This is a genomic window from Streptomyces cinereospinus (assembly GCF_042430725.1).
Lineage (GTDB): Bacteria > Actinomycetota > Actinomycetes > Streptomycetales > Streptomycetaceae > Streptomyces > Streptomyces cinereospinus.
In genome coordinates this window covers 1-18669 of sequence record NZ_JBHMCY010000085.1, presented here as the reverse complement: position 1 = coordinate 18669, position 18669 = coordinate 1, and the positions used below count along the sequence as shown (strand labels likewise).

Annotated in this window: 16 protein-coding genes and 1 pseudogene; 8 read left to right on the top strand and 9 right to left on the bottom strand. The window is 69.8% G+C overall.

Annotated elements, in window-relative coordinates; genetic code table 11:
- Nucleotides 1-85 precede the first annotated feature (85 nt).
- From ACFF45_RS30840 to ACFF45_RS30830, 3 genes are read left to right on the top strand one after another with little or no spacing between them, the layout of a single operon-like run.
- On the top strand, nucleotides 86-427 hold the full coding sequence (locus ACFF45_RS30840) for a hypothetical protein (protein ID WP_381350068.1): 342 nt from the start codon (nucleotides 86-88) through the stop codon (nucleotides 425-427).
- A gap of 33 nt (nucleotides 428-460) precedes the next feature.
- Nucleotides 461-709: a hypothetical protein gene (locus ACFF45_RS30835; protein WP_381350066.1), complete on the top strand. Its 249-nt coding sequence runs from the start codon at nucleotides 461-463 to the stop codon at nucleotides 707-709.
- Nucleotides 706-1059 (top strand): hypothetical protein, encoded by a 354-nt coding sequence (locus ACFF45_RS30830; RefSeq protein ID WP_381350065.1) that lies wholly within the window; start codon nucleotides 706-708, stop codon nucleotides 1057-1059. Before ACFF45_RS30835 ends, ACFF45_RS30830 begins: the two co-directional genes overlap by 4 nt.
- Here the strand turns inward: ACFF45_RS30830 and ACFF45_RS30825 are convergent.
- Nucleotides 1019-1681, bottom strand: a complete 663-nt coding sequence (locus ACFF45_RS30825) for a response regulator (RefSeq protein ID WP_381350064.1) — start codon at nucleotides 1679-1681, stop codon at nucleotides 1019-1021. The genes ACFF45_RS30830 and ACFF45_RS30825 overlap by 41 nt on opposite strands.
- An 18-nt stretch (nucleotides 1682-1699) precedes the next feature.
- A complete protein-coding gene (locus ACFF45_RS30820; RefSeq protein ID WP_381350062.1) occupies nucleotides 1700-2899 on the bottom strand; it encodes a sensor histidine kinase in 1200 nt (399 codons plus the stop codon).
- Between the two features lie 107 nt (nucleotides 2900-3006).
- Here ACFF45_RS30820 and ACFF45_RS30815 point away from each other — a divergent pair, with 107 nt between their 5' ends.
- From ACFF45_RS30815 to ACFF45_RS30800, 4 genes and pseudogenes are all read left to right on the top strand, one after another.
- Nucleotides 3007-3948: an ABC transporter ATP-binding protein gene (locus tag ACFF45_RS30815; RefSeq protein ID WP_381350060.1), complete on the top strand. Its 942-nt coding sequence runs from the start codon at nucleotides 3007-3009 to the stop codon at nucleotides 3946-3948.
- Nucleotides 3949-3950: 2 nt separating this feature from the next.
- The gene (locus ACFF45_RS30810; protein WP_381350059.1) at nucleotides 3951-4685 is read left to right on the top strand and encodes an ABC-2 transporter permease; all 735 of its coding nucleotides are present in this window, start codon (nucleotides 3951-3953) and stop codon (nucleotides 4683-4685) included.
- 248 nt (nucleotides 4686-4933) lie between these two features.
- Nucleotides 4934-5935 carry a recombinase family protein gene (locus ACFF45_RS30805; protein ID WP_381350058.1) on the top strand — a complete coding sequence of 334 codons (1002 nt, stop codon included), beginning with the start codon at nucleotides 4934-4936 and terminating at the stop codon, nucleotides 5933-5935.
- A 121-nt stretch (nucleotides 5936-6056) separates the two neighbouring features.
- Nucleotides 6057-6529, top strand: a pseudogene (locus ACFF45_RS30800) (transposase); the annotation flags it as partial.
- A 189-nt stretch (nucleotides 6530-6718) separates the two neighbouring features.
- On the opposite strand, the gene ACFF45_RS30795 reads toward ACFF45_RS30800, so the two are convergent.
- On the bottom strand, nucleotides 6719-7042 hold the full coding sequence (locus tag ACFF45_RS30795; protein ID WP_381350057.1) for a DUF6191 domain-containing protein: 324 nt from the start codon (nucleotides 7040-7042) through the stop codon (nucleotides 6719-6721).
- Nucleotides 7043-7296: 254 nt separating this feature from the next.
- On the opposite strand from ACFF45_RS30795, the gene ACFF45_RS30790 reads away from it, so the two are divergent.
- On the top strand, nucleotides 7297-8742 hold the full coding sequence (locus ACFF45_RS30790) for an NF041680 family putative transposase (RefSeq protein WP_381350056.1): 1446 nt from the start codon (nucleotides 7297-7299) through the stop codon (nucleotides 8740-8742).
- 167 nt (nucleotides 8743-8909) lie between these two features.
- Here the strand turns inward: ACFF45_RS30790 and ACFF45_RS30785 are convergent, their stop codons facing one another.
- The 6 genes from ACFF45_RS30785 to ACFF45_RS30760 form a co-directional block, all read right to left on the bottom strand.
- Entirely contained in the window at nucleotides 8910-9104 is a 195-nt protein-coding gene (locus ACFF45_RS30785; protein WP_381350055.1) for a hypothetical protein, read from the bottom strand.
- A 291-nt stretch (nucleotides 9105-9395) separates the two neighbouring features.
- Nucleotides 9396-10307, bottom strand: a complete 912-nt coding sequence (locus tag ACFF45_RS30780) for a TniQ family protein (RefSeq protein ID WP_381350054.1) — start codon at nucleotides 10305-10307, stop codon at nucleotides 9396-9398.
- A complete protein-coding gene (locus tag ACFF45_RS30775; protein ID WP_381350075.1) occupies nucleotides 10304-11341 on the bottom strand; it encodes a TniB family NTP-binding protein in 1038 nt (345 codons plus the stop codon). Before ACFF45_RS30775 ends, ACFF45_RS30780 begins: the two co-directional genes overlap by 4 nt.
- Complete coding sequence (locus ACFF45_RS30770) at nucleotides 11335-12573, bottom strand: TnsB C-terminal domain-containing protein (protein WP_381350053.1); 1239 nt, start codon at nucleotides 12571-12573, stop codon at nucleotides 11335-11337. The genes ACFF45_RS30775 and ACFF45_RS30770 overlap by 7 nt, the downstream gene beginning before the upstream one ends.
- 346 nt (nucleotides 12574-12919) lie before the next feature.
- Complete coding sequence (locus tag ACFF45_RS30765) at nucleotides 12920-17530, bottom strand: AAA family ATPase (protein WP_381350051.1); 4611 nt, start codon at nucleotides 17528-17530, stop codon at nucleotides 12920-12922.
- Nucleotides 17527-18411, bottom strand: a complete 885-nt coding sequence (locus tag ACFF45_RS30760; protein ID WP_381350049.1) for an alpha/beta hydrolase family protein — start codon at nucleotides 18409-18411, stop codon at nucleotides 17527-17529. The genes ACFF45_RS30765 and ACFF45_RS30760 overlap by 4 nt, the downstream gene beginning before the upstream one ends.
- Between the last annotated feature and the right edge of the window lie 258 nt (nucleotides 18412-18669).

The following is an 18669-nucleotide window of genomic DNA, read 5'->3' as shown; positions in this document are numbered from 1 at the left end:
CGACCCCGCGCGCGGTGGCGGGGCCTGGCTCGTTGGGCAGGTGGAAGGGGCGCCAGGCGGCGCCGGTGCGGGAGGTGAGGGTGCGATGGCACAGCTGTCGGAGGAGGAACGGTCCGCCCAGCGGCGCATCGTGGCGACGGTGCGGTCGTGCGGCGTGCTGAACAGCGACGGGCTGGCGATGTGGCGCGAGGCCGACTGCGGCGAGTGGAAGGCCACCGCCGCCGACATCGGCCAGGACCTGGATCAGCTTCAGGTGCCGTACCAGGTCGTGGCCGCCTACCGCTTCCCCCTGGCCAACGCGTGGAACAAGAGCTTGCGCCGCGGTGAGGAGGTCCGCATCGCCGCCAAGGACCTCATCCACCTGGTGCGGTGGATGCCGTCGCTCAAGAAGTCGATCGACGACCTTCCCGGCGACTGCCCGGGGTGAAACTTCCTGTTCTTCAAGCCGAAGGCTGAAGGCATGGTGCTGATGGGGTTGGCCCTGGCGGCGGACTGGCCGGTCTGGAGCAAGGCTCAGGCCCGGCGTTCCCGGCTGTTGTGCGCCGAGTGCGACTGGGACCTGCGCCTGCGCGACGACGAGGACCGGCTGCCGTACAACATCCCGGATCCTGAGAAGCCGAACAAAATCCGTCTGGTGTGCGGGCGGTGCTGCAACCACGGCCTGGACGCGTTGGAGGCCCTGGCCGCCGCTGCGGGGCAGACGTCATGACGGCAGGCGGCGCCGCGGGGCAGGCGTCGGACAGGATGCTGGTGGCCGAGATGGTCGGGCTGCTGAACGACGCCGAGCCCTACGCGTGGGGCACGGAGGACGAACGCCTGGCCTACCTGGAGCGGCGGGCGAAGCTGCTGCACCGGCTGGTCGATGCCACCGGAGATGAGTCCTCTCGCTACCTTGCGCAGGACGCCGACGACCGCGCGACGGCGGCCAGGGCCGGAGCCGAGGCCCTGGCCGACGAGTGCGGCGACGTAAGGAGTCCCAGTACGACGAACGTTACAGTCGCCAGTCACAGCCCGATCCTCAGCCCGGGGATACGAAGCCGGACTCGTATGCCGCGATGACCGCCTGGGTGCGGTCCCGGGCGCCGAGTTTCGCCAGTACGGAGCTGACGTGCGACTTGACGGTCTCGGTCCCTACCACCAGACGTGCGGCGATCTCCGCGTTCGACAGGCCTTGCGCCATGAGACGCAGCACCTCCCCCTCGCGCTCGGTCAGTGCGGCACGTTCCATGGCGGTCCGGGCGGCGGTCTTGCCGTGGTCCCGGCCGTAAGAGGAAGCCAGCTGCCGCACCGCGGCCGGGAACAGCAGGGAGTCGCCCTCGGCCACCAGCCGTACGGCGTGCACGATCTCCGCCGGCCGGGCCCGCTTGAGCAGGAAGCCGTCGGCTCCCGCGCGCAGCGCCCCGTACACGTACTCGTCGTTCTCGAAGGTCGTCACCACCACGATCTTGGGCGGGTCCGTTATGGTGCGCAGCACGGTCCGTGTGGCCTCGATGCCGTCCATCAGCGGCATGCGTACGTCCATGACGATGACGTCGGGGCGCAGTTGCCGTACCAAGGGGATCACGGCGGCCCCGTCGGCGGCCTCGCCCGCCACTTGGATGTCCGGCTGAGCCTCCAGCACGGCGCGCAGTCCGGCCCGTACGAGCGGCTCGTCGTCGACCAGGAGAACGGTGAGCGGCATCCGGTCAGCCTAGATCAACTACAGCGGCAGATCGACGCGCAGCAGCCAGTGGCCGCCGTGCTGTCCCGCCCGAGCCTCGCCCCCGAGCAGCGCGGCACGCTCACGGATCCCGCGCAGTCCTCTGCCACCGCCCGTGCCAGCCACCGGTGCCGGATCGGGCAACGGATTACGCACCTCAAGCCGCAGCCGCGCTGCCTCGACGGCGATGCGCACGCCGATGCGGACAGGGCCCGCGTGCCGCAGCACGTTGGTGAGGGCTTCCTGAAGCATCCGGTAGGCCTCGCGGGAGACCGGCCCCGGAAGGTGCTCCAACGGTCCGGTCACTTCGGCGTCGACCTGCGCGCCCGAGGACCGCGCGGAATCCAGCAGGCGGCCCGCCTCGTCGAGAGCCGGACGTGCACCGGGCGGCCGTCCTGTATCGCGCAGTACGAGCAGGACGCGGTCCAGGTCCTCCAGCGCGGCCCGTCCCGTTTCCTCGATGGCCTCCAGCGCCCGGTCGGTGAAATGCGGGTCGCCTGCCGCCCGGGCGGCACCGGCCTGCACCACGGCCAAGGTCAGCGCGTGACCGAGCGTGTCGTGCAACTCCCGTGCAATTTCGTTGCGTTCCAGCAGCTGCTCGGTGCGCTTCTCCAACTCCGCCAGCCGCTCCTTGACCGACGGCCCGAGCAGCCGGCGAGCAGCTTGGGCCATGAGCGCCCCGGCCCCAGCGGCCACCATGACCAGTGCCAGCACTGGCACCGGTGCCAGCAGGGTATACACCCAGCCCGCATCCGAAACGTACGGCAGCGGGTCGGCGCGGCCGGGCTCCCCGGCAAGCGACAGCGCGAGTGTCAGCAAGGTGTTGGTCACCAGTGCGAGGGCGAGCCCTGATTCCAGACGCAGGACCAGCCAGGCACCGGTTCTCGCCCGGTCGGTCCACGAAGCGGAGAAAACGGTGGAGACACCAGGGTCCTCGTCATTCCTCACGCGTGCGTGCGGCCCGGGAAACAGCATCAGCCGCGCCTGCAGCCCCTCCGCATGACGGACCGAGGGCACGATGCCGGCGGCCAGAGCCAGGGGGATGGGAAGGACCGCGACCAGCAACCAGTCGTGCGGTGACGGGTTGCTCAGCCCCGGATAGACCATGGCGCAGGCGAACGGCACGATCGCACCCACCAGCATGTGCAGCCAGCGGGTGTAGGTCACCGCACGTGTCAGCGGCAGCAGGAGGCCCGGCATGCCGACATCGTGACAGACCAGCAGGGGCCGCCGTCTCCCCCGTGCGGGGGAGACGCTCTCCCCGGGCGGGGGATGCCTGCCCGCGCTTACCCGACCACGCTGAGGTCATGACCAGCATCGACGTCAAAGAACTCACCAAGGAATTCAGCGGTACCCGGGCTGTCGACCGTCTGACGTGCAGCATCGAACCGGGCCGGGTCACCGGGTTCCTCGGACCCAACGGCGCCGGCAAGTCCACCACCATGCGCCTCGTCCTCGGCCTGGACCGCCCCACCTCCGGCACCGCCACGGTCGGCGGCCACCCCTACGCGACGCTGCGCGAGCCCCTGCGCACCGTCGGCACCCTCCTGGACGCGCAGGCCGCCCACGGTTCCCGCACCGCCCGGGACCATCTGCGCTTCCTCACCGTCAGCAACCGCCTCCCGGCACGCCGCGTGGACGAGGTCCTTCAGAACACGGGTCTCACCGCTGTCGCACACCGCCGTATCAGAACCTTCTCGCTCGGCATGCGCCAGCGGCTCGGCATCGCCGCCGCACTCCTCGGGGATCCACCCGTCCTCATGCTGGACGAACCCACTAACGGCCTCGACCCGGAAGGGATCATTTGGATCCGCCACTTGCTGCGCCGGCTCGCCCGCGAAGGCCGCACGGTCCTGGTCTCCAGCCACCTGATGAACGAGACCGCAGCTTTCGCCGACCATCTCGTCATCCTCGGCAAGGGCCGACTCCTCGCCGACATCCCGAAACAGGACTTCATCGAACAGCACAGCCACCCACGCGTACGCGTACGCACCAGTGACCCCAGCCGCCTGCGGGCCGCACTGCTGGCCCAGGGACACACGGTCACGGAAGAAGCTGGCGGCCGATGGGTCGTCGACGGCGCCACAGCCGAACAGATCGGAGCCGCCGCAGCCCGCGAGAGCATCCCCGTCCTCGAACTCACCGACGAACGTGCCTCCCTGGAGCAGGCCTACCTCGCTCTCACCGCCGCCGAGGCGGAATTTGCCGCCACGGCCACCGCGTTCCCGACCGCCCCCCAGGAGGCCTGACCATGTCCGTCACCGCGGTACTCCACTCCGAGTGGATCAAAATCAGGTCAGTCCGGGCGAGCATCGGATCACTCCTCGCGGTCTTCGCTGCCACGCTGGCCATCACCCTGATCGTCTTCGCCACCGTAGGCCGCGCAGAGGCGGAAGGCAGCGAGGATCCCGTCTTCGGAGCCTTCTACGCGATCAACTTCGCGCAGATCGCCGCGATCGCCTTCGGAGCCACCGCCGTATCCTCCGAGTACACGGGCGGTGCCCTTCGGATCTCCCTGTTAGCGGTGCCACGCCGGGGTCTCTTCTACGCGGCCAAGACAGCAATCGTGGCCACCGCCGCCCTCGCCGTAGGACTCGCCACCGCGTTCGCCACCTTCTTCGCAGGTCAGGCGTTCCTAGGAAAGTACGCCATCGGCCTCGGTGAGCCGGGAGCCCTGCGGGCCTGCATCGGCGGGGGGATCTACCTCGCTCTGATGGCCTTGTTCGCTACAGGACTCACTTTCCTCCTGCGCAGCGCCGTCGCGGTGCTCAGCCTGCTCATCCCCTTCATCCTGATCGTGTCCTTCGTGGTCGGAGGCATCGCCGAGGGCGCCTCCGCCTATCTTCCCGACCGTGCCGGACAACAAGTCCTGCACCAGGACCCGGCAGGAGGCCTTGGCCCTTGGACAGGTCTCGCCGTGACTGCGTTGTGGGCGGCAGCCGCGCTCATGGCCGGTTGCTGGGCAATACACCGACGTGATGCCTGACAACCCGGTAACCGGCACTCGCCCCGCGCCGGGGCGGCGCCATGACAAGCACACGGGGTCAGATCTGGCTTCGCCGTCTGGGCGGGAACACGGCAGGCAACGGCTCTCACAAACGACCCTTTGCCCGAGCAAGATCAACGACTGTCCGCCGGAGTCCGCTTGATCTTCGATCGGTTCTCAGAACCCGTTCTCACCCAAAAGTGAGCGGGCCCCCCTTCTGGGACTTGCATTGTGCGAAAATCTGGGCCATGACGGATCCTCAGCAGCTTTCCCCGTCCGACCGGTCGGACGCGGACGACGTCGAACGGCACACCTGTCCGAAGTGTGACGCACAGCCGGGCTCGCCGTGCCGCTCGCGCGGCGGCGCGGTCACCTCCGCCTACCACACCGGCCGCTTCACCAAGGTGCCCCGCCTCACGAAGGAACTGAGGGTGTCCACCCCGGCCGACCGCGCACCCGGCCAGCCGTGGCGGCCCGGCACCCCGCCCCCAGCACCCATCAACCCCGACCTGCCGAGCGCCGACATCCGCATCGGCTACGCGAGATGCTCGCACCGAAGCCAAGAACTCGACTCGCAGCTGGACGCTCTCACCGCCCACGGCATCCCCAGGGACAAGATCTTCAGCGAGAAGATCAGCACCCGTCTGCGGGTGAGGCCCCAGTTCGAACAGGCGCTGAAGACCGCGCGGGAGATCAAGGCCCACGCCCCGCACTGCCGCGTGATCTTCACGGTGTACGAGATGAAGCGACTGGGACGGGACGCGGCAGAGCTGACCGCCCTCGCCGACCACCTGACCGCGCACGGCCTGGTCCTGGAGATGCTCGCCGGACCGCTCCCGGGGATGTACGACCCCAGCGGCCCAGGAAAGCTGCTCTTCGCGTTCTTCGCGGCGATGGCGGAGACCGAGCGGGAGAACATCCGGGAATCGACGCTGGAGGGGCTCGACACCGCGGCCCGCAAGGGCAAGCACGGCGGCCGGCCGCCGGTCATCACCGACGACATGCTGCACACAGTGCTGCGGCGCAGGGCGCTCGGGGAGTCCGTCGAGCAGATCCAGCCCGACCTGATCATCCCCACCGGCAGACGCAAGGGACAGAACCCCTCGGTGGCCAGCGTCTACCGGGCCCTCGCCGAGCACACCAAGCGCGAGGCGTACCCGGAGGCCGTCGAGGCGGCCCACGCCGACTTCGCCGCCTTCCAAACCGGCGAGTTTCCGGGCCCGCGGGCCGAACCCGAACCCGTGCGGTGACCACGCCCCTTCGGCCCAAAGACTACTGGCGGGTTACTTGTCACCTGGTTCGCTGCTCGTTAACGGCACCCCGCGTACGGCGCGTCCCCGGCACACTTCGGCTGATGCTAAGGGCTTCAAGATCGTCCCGTGGCGGCTTTTGGGTTCACCTTGGCTGGACCCCTACGATGCCGGCAAGAAAATCAACGGCCGCAAGCGGCACCTGGTCGTGGACACCAAGGGCCTGCCGCTGTTCGTCATGGTCACCCCGGCCGACATGACCGACCGCAACGCGGCCAAGGAAGTGCTGTTCCGGCTGCGGCTGATGCACCCCGAGATCACCATCGTCTGGGCAGACTCCGCCTACGCCGGACCGCTCGTGACCTGGGCGAAGACCTACCTGAATCTGACGATCAAGACCGTCAGCCGCCCGAAGAACGTCCCCGGGTTCGTCGTCCTGCCCCGACGCTGGGTCGTCGAACGCTCGCACGCCTGGGTGATGCACGCCCGTCGGCACGCGCGGGACTACGAACGGCTCATCCAGCACTCGGAATCGCTCATCACCTGGGCCGCGATCACCCTGATGACCAGGCGCATCACCCGCCGAAGCTCCCGCAGGAGCGGACAGCCGGCCTCCCGCGAGGCCCACCGCGACTGATCATCTCGGCACTGACGGTCAGCAGTCCCACCAAGAGGTCACCGGGCCCTCAGCCAGCCCGTCGCCTGCTGCACCAATGACCCGGACTGTCCGGACACAGGGTGCCACCGCAGGCTGAGCACGTTCGGCGGAGGCTGGCGCTCGCCCTACCGACCAACTGGAGGGGGCATCCGAATGACCGCTGTTCCGCCCTCCAGATCCACCATGGTCCGGTTCGGCGGCGCTCCGTCCTCCTCGTCGTCCCTCAGAATGAGCGCCGACTGGCGCTCCTTCAGTTCGCTCTGTTTGCCCGGCGAGAAGCTCGCATGAAGCTGCTCGAAGCCGGTTGCTGAGATCTGCCCCTGTCTGGCGCTGTTCCGCCAGGGCAGCAGCCCGGCTCGCCCGGCTCGCAGAAGCAGCTGATCAGCGAAGGCCAGAACGGTCAGCACGATGACCAGTCCAGGCAGGGTCATGAAGACGGCGAATCCCATGCTCCCAGTATCCAGGGCAAGGCCCACACTCACACGCCCTCTTCGGAAACACATACGACTGCCTCGTTCGATTTCTGAGCTGGCCGCACGTCCACCGAGGATCAGAAACAGGTACTCAACTTGTTCTTTTTCTTCCGGCCTCGAACGGTGTCTCGTACTGAGTCGCTCACCTGGAAGTTTGCCGGACGTGGGGGCGGCCTTCGTCTGATCCTGTGCTCCGACCAAGGTGCACGTGACCGACGAAGGCCGTGAGGGTGAGTCTGCTGCCTGATGTTGTGCGGAGGGATGCGTTCGCGGAAGCGTCACGCTTCCGGGGCGAGTTCTACGAGTGTCTGACCGCTCGGCGCGACGAGTTGTTCGAGCTGACGGATGCGGTGCTGTGTGCGGACGGTGCGGTGAAGTCCCCGGTGGACCTGACGCTGCTGCCGGAGCATCGGCGGGGGCACGGAGCGATGTACGGAGGCCTGAACAAGGGCCGGATCGATGTCGAGCAGGTGCGCAAGGTGCTGGCCGGGCTGTCGCTGCCGCGGTTCGACGGCGGGCGTCTGGTCCTGGCGGTCGATGTGTCGCCATGGCTTCGTTCGGACGCACCATGCTCGGCGGAGCGGCTGTTCTGCCATGTCTATGGCCGTGCGAAGACGGCGTCGCAGTTCATCCCGGGCTGGCCCTACTCCTTCGTCGCCGTCCTGGAGCCGGGCGCCACCTCTTGGACCGCGATCCTGGACGCGGTCCGGCTCGGACCAGTGGACGACGCCACCGCGGTCACCGCCACCCAGCTACGCGGAGTCGTCGAACGGCTCATCGCCGCGGGTCAGTGGCGGGCCGGGGACCCGGACATCGTGATCGTCAGCGATGCCGGCTACGACGTCACCCGCCTGGCCTGGGTCCTGCGCGATCTGCCTGTCGAGCTGGTCGGCCGGGTCCGCTCCGACCGCGTCATGCGACTGCCGAAACCGCCTCGTGTCTACGACCCGAAGGGCGGCAGGCCGCCTAAGCACGGCCCGGAATTCCGCTTCGCCAAGCCGGAGACCTGGCCCGAGCCCGCGATCACCACAGTCACCGACACCACCAACTACGGCAAGGCCGAGACGCAGGCATGGGACCGGGTCCACCCACGGCTCACCCACCGCTCCTCATGGCTCGACCATGACGGTGAACTTCCCCTGGTTGAGGGCACGTTGATCCGGCTGAAGGTCGAGCATCTGTCGAAGGACCGTGATGCCCCGCCGGTGTGGTTATGGTCCTCCAAGACCGGCGTCACTCCGGACGACGTGGACCGCTTCTGGCAGGCATTTCTCCGCCGCTTCGACCTGGAGCACACCTTCCGCTTCGCGAAGCAGACCCTCGGCTGGACCACCCCGAAACTCCGTAGTCCCGAGGCGGCGGACCGCTGGACCTGGATCCTGATCGTCGCTCACACCCAGCTCCGACTCGCCCGGCCCCTCGCCAAGGACCTCCGCCGACCCTGGGAGAAGCCAGCTGCCTCCGGCCGGCTCACTCCCGCCCGGGTCCGCCGAGGGTTCAGGAACATCCGCGCTGACCTGGCCTGCCCGACCCGTGTTCCCAAACCTCGAGGCGCCGGCCCCGGACGGCCACCCGGCGCCAAGAACAAACACCGGGCACCCCGCTATGACGTCGGCAAGACCGTCAAACGCCCAGAGACCCTCAAGGCCATCGGCAAGCCTGGAAGATCTTGGTAGATAAAGAACAAGCTCAAAGGACGGATGAGCGAACAGGTAGGGCAGCAGTACCACCGCCGCGGCGCCTTCGTCGGTCACCAGTGTGGCCCGGGCGCCTTCCAGCACGGCGAGCGTCCATACCCGTCCGTCGTAGCGAAGGCGCGCCCCGACCTCGACAACCACCTGCGTCACGCCGCTTCGGCCTCCTGCCGCGCGACCGAGACGACCACGCGCTCGTGCAGCGGTTCGTCCAGCCGCACCCGCAGCACACCGCTCCACAGCGCGTGAAAGACCGCAGGCCACACGGCGATCGGATCCCCCAGCCCACACACCGCCTCCACCGCCGGCCGCGGACTGCCGAAGGCCTCCAGCAGAGCCGGCATCCACGGACCTGCGGCGTACCGGGGATGCCGGTAACTGTGGCGTACCTGTCGCGCAGGCTGATTGATCTTGGTTGTGACCTGCTGTTGCTCAGCTGTACTGAGTAGTACGTCTGTATCCCCAGGGGAGGCTTGCGCCGGGCCGAGGCGTTGACGATGGGCGATATGTGGGTTGAGCTGGCTGTTTTGCTCTGCGCAGTGAACTGGGCGTCATGCCGGCTTTTGTGCAGTGTGGTCGGCGCGCCTATAGGCAGGGGAGTTGGCGGCTGTTCCCGGCTGGTGCAAGCGGGTTGTTCAGCGTGCGTACAGGCGTTGCCAGAGCAGGTCGTGGTCGGCGGGTGCGAGGCGGGGCAGCCGGAGGCGGTCGGCCAGGCGGTGGAGGAAGGCGGTCTGCTGCGCGTGTGCCAGGGGGTGCCGGGGCAGGCGGTCAAGGGCCGTGGCGAGGATGAGCGTCTCGGGATAGGTGATCAGGTCCCGGCAGGTCAGAGCTGGGGAGGCCGGCCCTGGGGGGATGTGGGGGTTGGCGTCGGTGAGGCGGTCAAGGCGCATGAGCCACCGCTGATGCAGGTGCTGTTGGTGGTCGTACCAGCGGGTCGTGATCGTCGATGCCCAGCTCAGGGAGGCTGGGGTCGCGCGGCGGGCTGTGGGGCGGGGCCGGGTGAGTTCGGGGACGGTGCGGATGTCGAGCGGGGCGGGGTGCCGGGAGTCGCTGGAGGCCTGCTGGTGGCGGGTGCAGATCATGATCCGGGGCGAGTTGGACGCTGGGTGGATCCACGCTGGGGCGGCTTGGTGGGGGCTGCGGCGGATGGTGCAGGCGGTGCACGCCGGTAGCGGCTGCACGGCGGGCGGGACGGGCTGCCAGCGGGCGATGGCGGTGTGGGCCATGCCGATGGAGGCGGGTGGGGGCTGACGGGCCAGCGCGCGGGTGAGGTGTGCGGGCGGGATGCGGGTGAAGGCGGACAGCCGGTGGGCGGCTTCGGCGCTGAGGTGGATGTCGGTGGCGGGCGGGGACGCGAAGGTACCGGTGGTGGCGATGTTCAGGCCGTCGAGGAGCTGGGCGGCGGTCAGGTGGTAGGTGTCTGCAAGGCGGGTGAGGTAGGAGGCTGCTGACTCGCGGGGCAGGGGCCTGGTCCGCAGGGCGCCGGGCTGGGACGGCCACATCGTGCGTGCCCGCACCACCGGGCTGCTGAAGGCGTGCGCGGTCACCGGCTGCTGGGTCGGGTGCGGCGGCTCGGCGGGGTTCGGGGCCGGTAGTGCTCCTCGGCGAGGTGGTCCAGCGCGATGGAGTCCAGCAGTGTCTTGGTGATGCGTTCGGTGCCGTCGAGGATGGCTTCGATGGCCGCCTGGCGGATGAGGCGGGCCAGGCTGCCGATGCGGCCGGCGGTCCGTTCGTGCAGGTAGGGGGCGAGCCTGGGCAGGCTGCCGGTGCGGTGGGAGCGGAGGTCGAGGGCCGCTTCCAGCGCGGCGATGAGCTCACGGAACGGCTCGCGTGATCCGGCGCGGGCGGGCAGTGCCCCGCAGTCGATGAGTGAGGCGCGTCCGGCCAGCTGTGCGCCGCGGACCCCGCTGAACACCGTGCTGGTGGTGACGTCGATGCCCGCGTACACGAACGTGGCGCCGACGCGCTCGGTGAGGTCCTTGAGCCAGTCGGCAGCCTCCGCGCCGCTGGAGCTGCGGGGGTTGAGCCGGTGGATCTCGTCGATCAGCACGAGCTTGACGCCGGCCGCGGTGTAGGTGTGGCAGACGGCGGTCGTGATCTGCGCGGTGGTCATGCGGGCGGTGACGGGGATACCGAGGTAGCGAGCGAACTCGCAGGCCAGGGTCTTGGCGGTGGCGCCGGGCGGCACCAGCACAGACGCCACGGGCACGCTGGTGTCGCCCGGGGCGGCGCGGCGGGTGTGGGCCAGGTGGCAGGTCCGGCCGACCTCGAGCAGCGCGGTGGTCTTGCCGGTGGTGGCCGGGCCGGTGACGATCAGCGACGGGCGGGCGGTGACGCTCTGGCTACGGCCGAGGATCATCAGCGTGCGCACGCTGCGCGAGAGGCTCTCGATGGCCGGGGTCCGCACGGTGACGAACTGCGAATGGTAGGCCAGGCGTTCTTCCACCGAGCGTGCCGGCTGGCCCGGCTGCGGGGGAGCGGGCGGGGCGGCGTGCGCGAACCGGGCGAACGCATCGAAGGTGGTGACCGTCCCGGGGGAGGCGTCCTCGGCGGCGGGTGTGTGGGGGCTGGTGGTCACCAGTGCTCGGCCTCCTCAAAGGCGTCATACAGCGCGTAGCGGCCCACAGGCGCAGAGAGCTCCTCCCGGCCGTCGGAGTGACCGCCAGCATGAGGAAAGTGGGCTTCGAGGACGTCGAGACTCTCCTCGGCTGGCGTGTCCTCATCCGCCGTCTGCGGGCCTGGCGTGCTTCTCGCCGCCGCAGGGCCCGCCGCCGTTGCGGCGGGTGCGCCGGTGCCGGGCAGGGGGCGGGCCCGGCGCAGAACCTGGTCGGCTGCTTCAGCCAGGTCGGCCTCGTGCCGCTCCCGGCCTGCGCGTCGGCCCAGGGCGGCGCGGATATGGCGCCATGCAGCCTCGCTCATCGGAGCGTGGACGTGGTCGCGGTGGATCCACGGGATCTCGTGCAGGCGCCCGTCGGGCAGGCGGATGTAGACCTGCCGCACGTCGTGCGGGTTGAGGTGGACCTCCCACCTGCCGCCGGGGCCGGTGGGGCAGGGACGGCCGCGGTGCTCGTTGAGGACGACGTGGTCGTAGGTGCGGTAGTTGATGCGGATGCCGCGGCCGGTGACCGGGTGGAAGCGCACGGGCAGCAGTTCCAGATAATCGGCGCCGGTCAGCGGCAGCGGCACGTACCCGCAGGTGCCCAGCAGCGCGCTCCACATCTCGTTCGGGGCCAGCGCCTTCTTGGGCAGGACCGGGTGGCGCAGCCCGTCGTGGGGGCGGTGCTGCCAGCACGCGGTGACCCACTCATCCAGCAGCTCCTGCAGCTGAGCCACGGTGAAGCACGCTTCGTCCTCCACCGCGTGACCGCGCTCAAGAACGTGGGAGCCGGTGTAACCGGCGACGTGCTGCGCGAACAGCGAGTTGATACTCCCGAACGTCCGCTCGACGGCACCCTTGGCGGCCGGCGAGCGCGGCGGGGCGGGCTGCACACTGACGCCCAGGGTCTCGCAGGCGGCCAGGAACGCGGCGGAGACGAACACGCGCCCCCGGTCGATGACGATCGTCTCGGGCACCACCACCGGCCGCGCCGCCGCCTGCTCCAGGCGCGCATCGACGGCGAGCAGCCGGTCGTAGGGGACGGCCGCATGGGCCAGGCACAGATGTTCGGGCCAGCCGGGCCGCGCCGGGTGGGGCACGGCCATCTCCGCCAGCAGCAGGGCCGCGTCCACCGCCTGCGTGCTCTCCTCGCGCAGCACGGCCGCCACCACCGACCGCGTCGCCACGTCCAGAGTGACAAATACGTTGTTGATCACTGAGTTGACAGTGTTCTGGCCTGTGAATGTAGTGATCGTTTCGGGATGCCGTGCCGCGGCGTGGCGTTGCCTTGAACAGGGAATTTATATGGCAGAGGTGCTCGGGCGATCCGCTGATCTGCGACTGTTGTGATCGTTTCGGATTGGAGTGATTGTTGCAGGATTTGGTTATGCCTGCGCGGTTAGGGCCGGTCGGTTTGCCCTGGTCAGGGCTAGTCGGACGCCTTGTTGAGTAGGAGGGCCGACGGACGCGTGCGAGCCCGGATGATGGCATGTCCCGCAGGTCGCCACGCAGATTCCTCTTCCTTCTTCTCTACGTGGGTGAGCGAGGTCCGAGCGGAGTCGCTTAGCGGCGGACGGTGAGGGCTGCCAGGCCCGCTGGTCCGCCGAAGGCGATCGCCGGGTCGGTGGTGTCTGGCATGCTGCCGTCGGGCAGGGTGCAGAGGGAAGTGAGGGGCGTGCCGGTGACCACCCGCGTGAGCTCTTCCCCGGTCCACGGGTTCCAGAGGCGCACGGTGGTGTCGCTCAAACCCGCAGTGGCGAGGAGCGGCTGTGGCGAGGTGGGGGTGGGCGGCAGAAGGCCGATGGCGGAGACCGGGCCGTGGTGCCCCTCGAGTACGGGATACGCCTCCGTCCGAGGAGCGTCCGGGGACCAGAGCCGGACGCAGCCGTCGCTGCCGCCGGTGACCAGCAGTGAACTGCCGTCCTCCGCGGGGCAGACTGCGAGCGAAGGGACGGGGCCCGTGCGGCCGGGCAGGCGCAGGTGCGACGGCGCACCGACGTGGCTGAACCTCACGGTACGACCGCTAGAGAAGGCCACGAGCGGGCCCGTCTCGCTCGGCAGAGCCGCGAGGGCGCGCACAGCCGCGTCCTCGCGGACGGGCTCCCAGCGCTGCTCGCCGCTGGCGAGATCATGGAAGCAGATGCTTCCCGCGCTCGTGCCGCTGACCAGGACGACGTCGTCAGCACCGGAGAGGGAGAGTGTGGCGAGAGAGCGCACGCTCGCTGCCTGCCAGCTCTGGTCCACCGGAGGGGACTGCCAGCCGCGCTGCTCGTCCCAGCGGCCGATCACGCCATTCTTCAGGCCGATGACGACGGACGCCGACCCGTCCGACCAGACGTGGGTGGCCAGGGCGGTCAACGTGTCGCAGTGCCATTCGGCGGGCCACGTCAACTGCTGGGGACGCCGCTGCGTACGCCGCAGCTGCCCCCTCGCCGCCGATCGGATGCTGACAGCACCTGAGCGGGCGGGCGTCAGCAGGCTGGGGCCGCCGTCCGATCCGGGGAGCACGGCTAGGAGGGAGCCGTCTCCCGACGCCTCCAGATCGAGGTCCGGCTCCGACGTGCGCCCGGCGGGGTTCCAGATCCGGACCGTCCGGTCCAACGATGCGGACACCACGAGAGGCATCTGCTGTCCCGTATCGACCGCGACCACGGCCTTGACCCTTCCCGTGTGGTCGGGCGGGGATGTGTACACCTCTTCCCCCGTGGCCGGATCCCAGAGGCTCACGGGCCCCCCTTCAGCGTCGCCGAGTGCCAGCAGTGCTCCGAAATCCGGATGGGGGTAGGGCCCGAGGGAGGCCGCCGACCGCGGGATGCGCGCTGCCTTGTTCTCCTTGCCGGTGAGCGCGTCGTAGGTGCGCACGCTGCGCGTCGTGCTCGAAGCCGCGGCGAGCCGGGGACGGCCCTGCTGGTCGAAGTACAGGGCGAGCGCGACCACTCCCCTGCCCTGCCCGTGCACCACGGTGACGACGTCGAGCGATTCGGCGTCGAAGACCTCGAACGTGCTGTTCCTGCCGCCCGCGGCGAGCAGCGTCCTGCCCGAGGGGAGCTGCAACGTCGCCAACGCCTTGACTGAGGGGCCCATCACACCGTCGAGGGGCCTGAGGGGCAGGACCGGTGTCTCCTCGTCGAAGGGATCACAGATGATCAGTCCCGTGTCGGTTCCGACGGCCAGCCGGACCCGTCCGGTCCTGGTCCTGAAGGCGGCGAGGGCGAACACGGCTCCTGTCACCGGGAGCCGGGCCGCATCGCCGCTCTGCGGGTCGTAGATCCAGACGCCGCGGGCGGTGCCCACCGCGAGCAAAGGGCTCTCCGCGGGGGCGGTCAGCACGGCCAGGGCGCGTACGTACGGGGCCGGCCGGAAGGGCAGGCCGAACTCCGTTCCCGTGCGCGGGTCCCACACGCGCACCTCACCACCCTGGTCGCCCGCCGCGACGAGCGGGCTGCCGTCCGGAAGGGTGAAGGACACCAGCGAGGCGAGAGGGGTCGACATACGTGCCAAGAGGTTGTCGGGCACCCGCAGTTGGCTCCACCGCGGTGTGATGCCGGAGCGGTAGAGGGGTAGGGGCCGTGTCGCGACCATGTTCCCGGCGGCACCACGCCCGACAGCCGTGCCCAGGAGGGACAGGCGGAGGCTGTCGGCCCGGGCCGCCGCTCCTGCATCGCCCAGAAACGCTTCGATACGGGCCCACGCGGCGAGGCACGCGGCACCGGTGTGGAAGTCGGCGGGGAGTCCGAGGGCTGCCCGGACCGTGCCGCTCGTCTCCCATGGCAGGAAACGCCAGGGGACGTGCAGGTCGTCGACCAGACCGGCGGCGGCGACGTGCGTGATGAGGTGGCGTCGTAGGTACGGGTGTGGGGGCTGGTCCGGTGCCGGAGGGAGCAGCTCTCCGAAAGCCCATACGAGCTGCGCGTGCGTGGCGGTGATCGAGATCTCGGGGAAACGCTCCGCCGGGTCCGTGTCCGGGAGACCGAGTAGGAACTGCGGTGAGTACCGGAGGGTTTCGCTGATCCGTTCGTGGATCGGCCGGTACACGGTCCGCTCGTCTTCGACCGCGGCGGTCAGGTAGCCGTTGAGACGACTGGCCATCACTTGGCGGATGACCGCGTCCGGGTCGGCCACGGGGGTCAGGCACAGCGCCCGCACCGCGGCGGGCCAGATGTCGGCCCAGGGCAGTCCCGCCCCCTGCCCGAAGGCGGACGTCCGCAACACGGTCATCAGGTGTTCGGCCGGGGTGTCGTGCCAGCGGGCCACCTCACCGAGGTCCTCGCGAAGGAGCGCCTCGGTCCCCTTGCGCAGGGTCCGGCGCCACGGAGGGTCGTCGGGGCTCGGCAGAATACGCATCGAGCGAAGTCGCTCGGCGGCGATCCGGGCGTCCAGGAAGGACGGGGACACCTCTTCGGCGACCGCTGCGGCCAGCGAGCGGTGCTGGTACCGGAGCTGGGGCTGGGCGGGGTCCAACCCCAGGAGCTCCGGCCGCCCTTCCTCGGCGCCGCCTTGGCCTTCGTACGGGGCCTGGAGCAGCGCGCGGACGTACGCGGCGATGTCGCCCATGGTCGCCTCGACGTCGTCCGTGCGAATCAGGTTCCCGGAGTGAGTGGCCCGGATGAGAAGCCCGAGCAGGTCGGTGGAAGGGGCTGTGGGGGTTGAGGTGGAGGGGCGCCGCGCTTCGCTCTCGGCGACCGTCGTGTACTTCCTGGGGCTGCGGACGCCCAGAAGCAGCCGGACCGCGGGACGTCCGTCCGTTTCCATGCGCAGTTGGGTGAGGGGGCGGAGCAGGTCGGTGATGACGCGCGTCGGGTTTCTGGCCTCGTCGATGCCGTCGACCACGAGGGTCAGGGGCCGTCCCCGCAGCAGGGCGAGCTCCCCTACGAGCTTGCACAGGGCCACCACTGGACCCTCGTCCAGGGGCTTCGCCGGCCCGCTGGATGCCGTCCGGGTGCGTGCCGTACGCGCCGTGCCGAAGACGCTCGGGGAGCCGCCGAGCGCCTCGTACAGGGTCTGGGCGAGTTCGTCCGGATCGGAGTTGCGAGCGAGGAGGGCCGCGTCCACCGACCCCACCGGGACGTTGAGTTCCTCGGGGATGTCGGCGATGAGCGGACCGTAGTGCGGGTCCGCGCGGAAACGGGCGTCGCTGAGGGTCACCATGCGGGCCAGGAGGGCGGACTTCCCCGAGCCGGCCTCGCCAGTGACGATGAGTACGCTCTCGGTGCCGACCAGGAACGCGAGCACCCGCTTGACCAGCTCGGTGCGCCCGGTGAAGTACCAGCCGGGGGCGCCGGCTCCCGGCTGACCGGCGGCGCGTGAGATCCAGTACGTGTCCAGCTCGGTCCGGGTCCACCCGACCTGGCTGAGGGAGGCACCGAGTACGGGTTCGACGGCCGTGTAGCTGGGGTTCGGAAGGCAGGGGCTCGGCTGTTGGTGCGCCCTCTGGACTGCGGCGGACGGGGTCGGCCAGATCTCGTGGACGTCGGCCATGGTGTTCGCATCGAACACCGCGCCGACGATGCCCTTCCAGTCCTGCCAGCTGAGGTGGGACCCGGCGTAGCCGTTGGCCTGGTCGGAGCAGTGTTCGTGGGCGGCCCGGAGCAGGTTGGTGAACTGACCGAGCCGGGGTCTGCTCTCGTCGTTCCCGGCCGCGAGTACGACGAGCGAGCCGAGCGAGCGGCGCCCCTCTCGGAGCGCCTTCAGGTTGGCCTTGAGCTCGGTTTCGAGCCTGCCGGAGAAGCAGGAGTCGACCATCACTAGGACGTGCGTGGCCCGGGAGTCGAGCACGGTCGCGATCAGTTCGGCGGTTGGGAAGGCAGTGCTGAGCGGTCGGTCCTCGTAGGAGTCGGGCAAGCGCAGGAAGTGCTGTGGGGAGTTGGCGGGGGCCAGACCGTGGCCGGTGATGTAGACGACGAGGGCTTCGTCGTCGTCTACCTCGGCGAGTTCCTCGTCCAAGAGGAACTCGCGCAGGTCCCTCAGGTTATGGAGCTGTTTGGGCCGGGCGGGGGCGAAGCGGCGCCCGTCGTCGAGGCCGGGATCGGCCCACCAGCCCTCTACGACGGTCACCTGCGCCGAGACGCCCGTGCTGAACTCCTGTTGCTGTGCCGGCGTCCCGTCGTCGTACTCGGTGACGGCTATGACGAGGAGGCGACGGGCGTACGTGCCGGTGACCGGGTCGCGCGTCATGGCCGGCCGCCCGCCACTGCGCGGGCCACCGGCTCGCTGCGGAGGTAGCGCACGGCACTGTGGGGGTCGCCCGCGCCGTTGCGGACCGCGGCATCGACCAGCCCCGGCGCCACCCGGCGCAGCCCGGCGCCGCCGGTGACCACGTCGTCTGGGTCGTAGACGTTGATCCACCGGACGTGCTCGGGCAGACGCAGGTGGTCGCCGTCCTCGATCTTCATGAGCCGCCGCACCGAGGGGATACCCAGTGGGGAACCACAGGTGATGAGGGTGTGGACGGCGGGCCCGGGGACATCTCCGGGCGTCCGGCCCCCGGCGTCGTCCTCGTGGCGGAACAGGTCGTAGGCGATGACGCTGCCGAGCGAATGGCCGATGACCACGGAGGTGGTCGGGGTGACGTGGTCCCGGACGAGTGCGCGGACCTTGACGGCCAGGTTCGGCTCCGTCAGATAGGAGCGGACTTCCCGCATCCGCTGGACGAAGAACCGCCCGCCGCCGCCAGGGAAGCGGTGGTCATAGGCCATCAGCAGTCGGGTGATCCGGGGCGGCCAGAGCTTCGGCGGGCCCAGTACGGCCAGCGGCTGTTCCTCGGCGTAGGCCAGGTCCTGCGGCCCGACGACGTCACCGAGAGCCTCCGCTACGAACTGTTCCTCCGCCGGTGTCATCGACGCGCCGTAGAGGTCGTCCTGCGGCCCCAACCGATCCGTGCCCTTGGCGAGCAGGGAAGTCCAGTGTGGCATGCGGAGCGTGGCCGGGCGGTCGGGCTGGCCCGTGAACTCCTTGATGCCGCGCCCGAGCGCCTTCCCCCAGTCCCGAGTCAACTGCTCCCCTGAGGTCCTGGACTGCCCGATCCCGTGCACCCCGACGATCTCCGCTGCCCGCATCGTTCCCCAACTCCGCCCGGCCCGTTGCGTGCCGGTATCCGTCGACCATCGGCACACGGTCCGGGTTTCCGGGTCGTCGGCCGGATCATGATTGTGCTGTATCTGGACAGGACTTGTCGCCCTTTTCGGCTTGGCCCAGGACCCCGACGGCGGCCCCGCCTTTCTGCTGGCCTCGCTGCCCTCTGACAAATCCGTTGCTGATCACTAGTAGTGCTTGGTCAGGTGCATTTGTCGGTGGCGTGTCCGCTTGAGCGGGTG

What these genes read in the sequence shown, in the direction of transcription:
- ACFF45_RS30840 (WP_381350068.1), top strand. Translation starts at nt 86, where the DNA reads ATGGCACAGCTGTCGGAGGAGGAACGGTCCGCCCAGCGGCGCATCGTG.
- ACFF45_RS30835 (WP_381350066.1), top strand. Translation starts at nt 461, where the DNA reads ATGGTGCTGATGGGGTTGGCCCTGGCGGCGGACTGGCCGGTCTGGAGC.
- ACFF45_RS30830 (WP_381350065.1), top strand. Translation starts at nt 706, where the DNA reads ATGACGGCAGGCGGCGCCGCGGGGCAGGCGTCGGACAGGATGCTGGTG.
- ACFF45_RS30825 (WP_381350064.1), bottom strand. Translation starts at nt 1,681, where the DNA reads ATGCCGCTCACCGTTCTCCTGGTCGACGACGAGCCGCTCGTACGGGCC.
- ACFF45_RS30820 (WP_381350062.1), bottom strand. Translation starts at nt 2,899, where the DNA reads ATGCCGGGCCTCCTGCTGCCGCTGACACGTGCGGTGACCTACACCCGC.
- ACFF45_RS30815 (WP_381350060.1), top strand. Translation starts at nt 3,007, where the DNA reads ATGACCAGCATCGACGTCAAAGAACTCACCAAGGAATTCAGCGGTACC.
- ACFF45_RS30810 (WP_381350059.1), top strand. Translation starts at nt 3,951, where the DNA reads ATGTCCGTCACCGCGGTACTCCACTCCGAGTGGATCAAAATCAGGTCA.
- ACFF45_RS30805 (WP_381350058.1), top strand. Translation starts at nt 4,934, where the DNA reads ATGACGGATCCTCAGCAGCTTTCCCCGTCCGACCGGTCGGACGCGGAC.
- ACFF45_RS30795 (WP_381350057.1), bottom strand. Translation starts at nt 7,042, where the DNA reads ATGGGATTCGCCGTCTTCATGACCCTGCCTGGACTGGTCATCGTGCTG.
- ACFF45_RS30785 (WP_381350055.1), bottom strand. Translation starts at nt 9,104, where the DNA reads ATGCCGGCTCTGCTGGAGGCCTTCGGCAGTCCGCGGCCGGCGGTGGAG.
- ACFF45_RS30765 (WP_381350051.1), bottom strand. Translation starts at nt 17,530, where the DNA reads ATGACGCGCGACCCGGTCACCGGCACGTACGCCCGTCGCCTCCTCGTC.
- ACFF45_RS30760 (WP_381350049.1), bottom strand. Translation starts at nt 18,411, where the DNA reads ATGCGGGCAGCGGAGATCGTCGGGGTGCACGGGATCGGGCAGTCCAGG.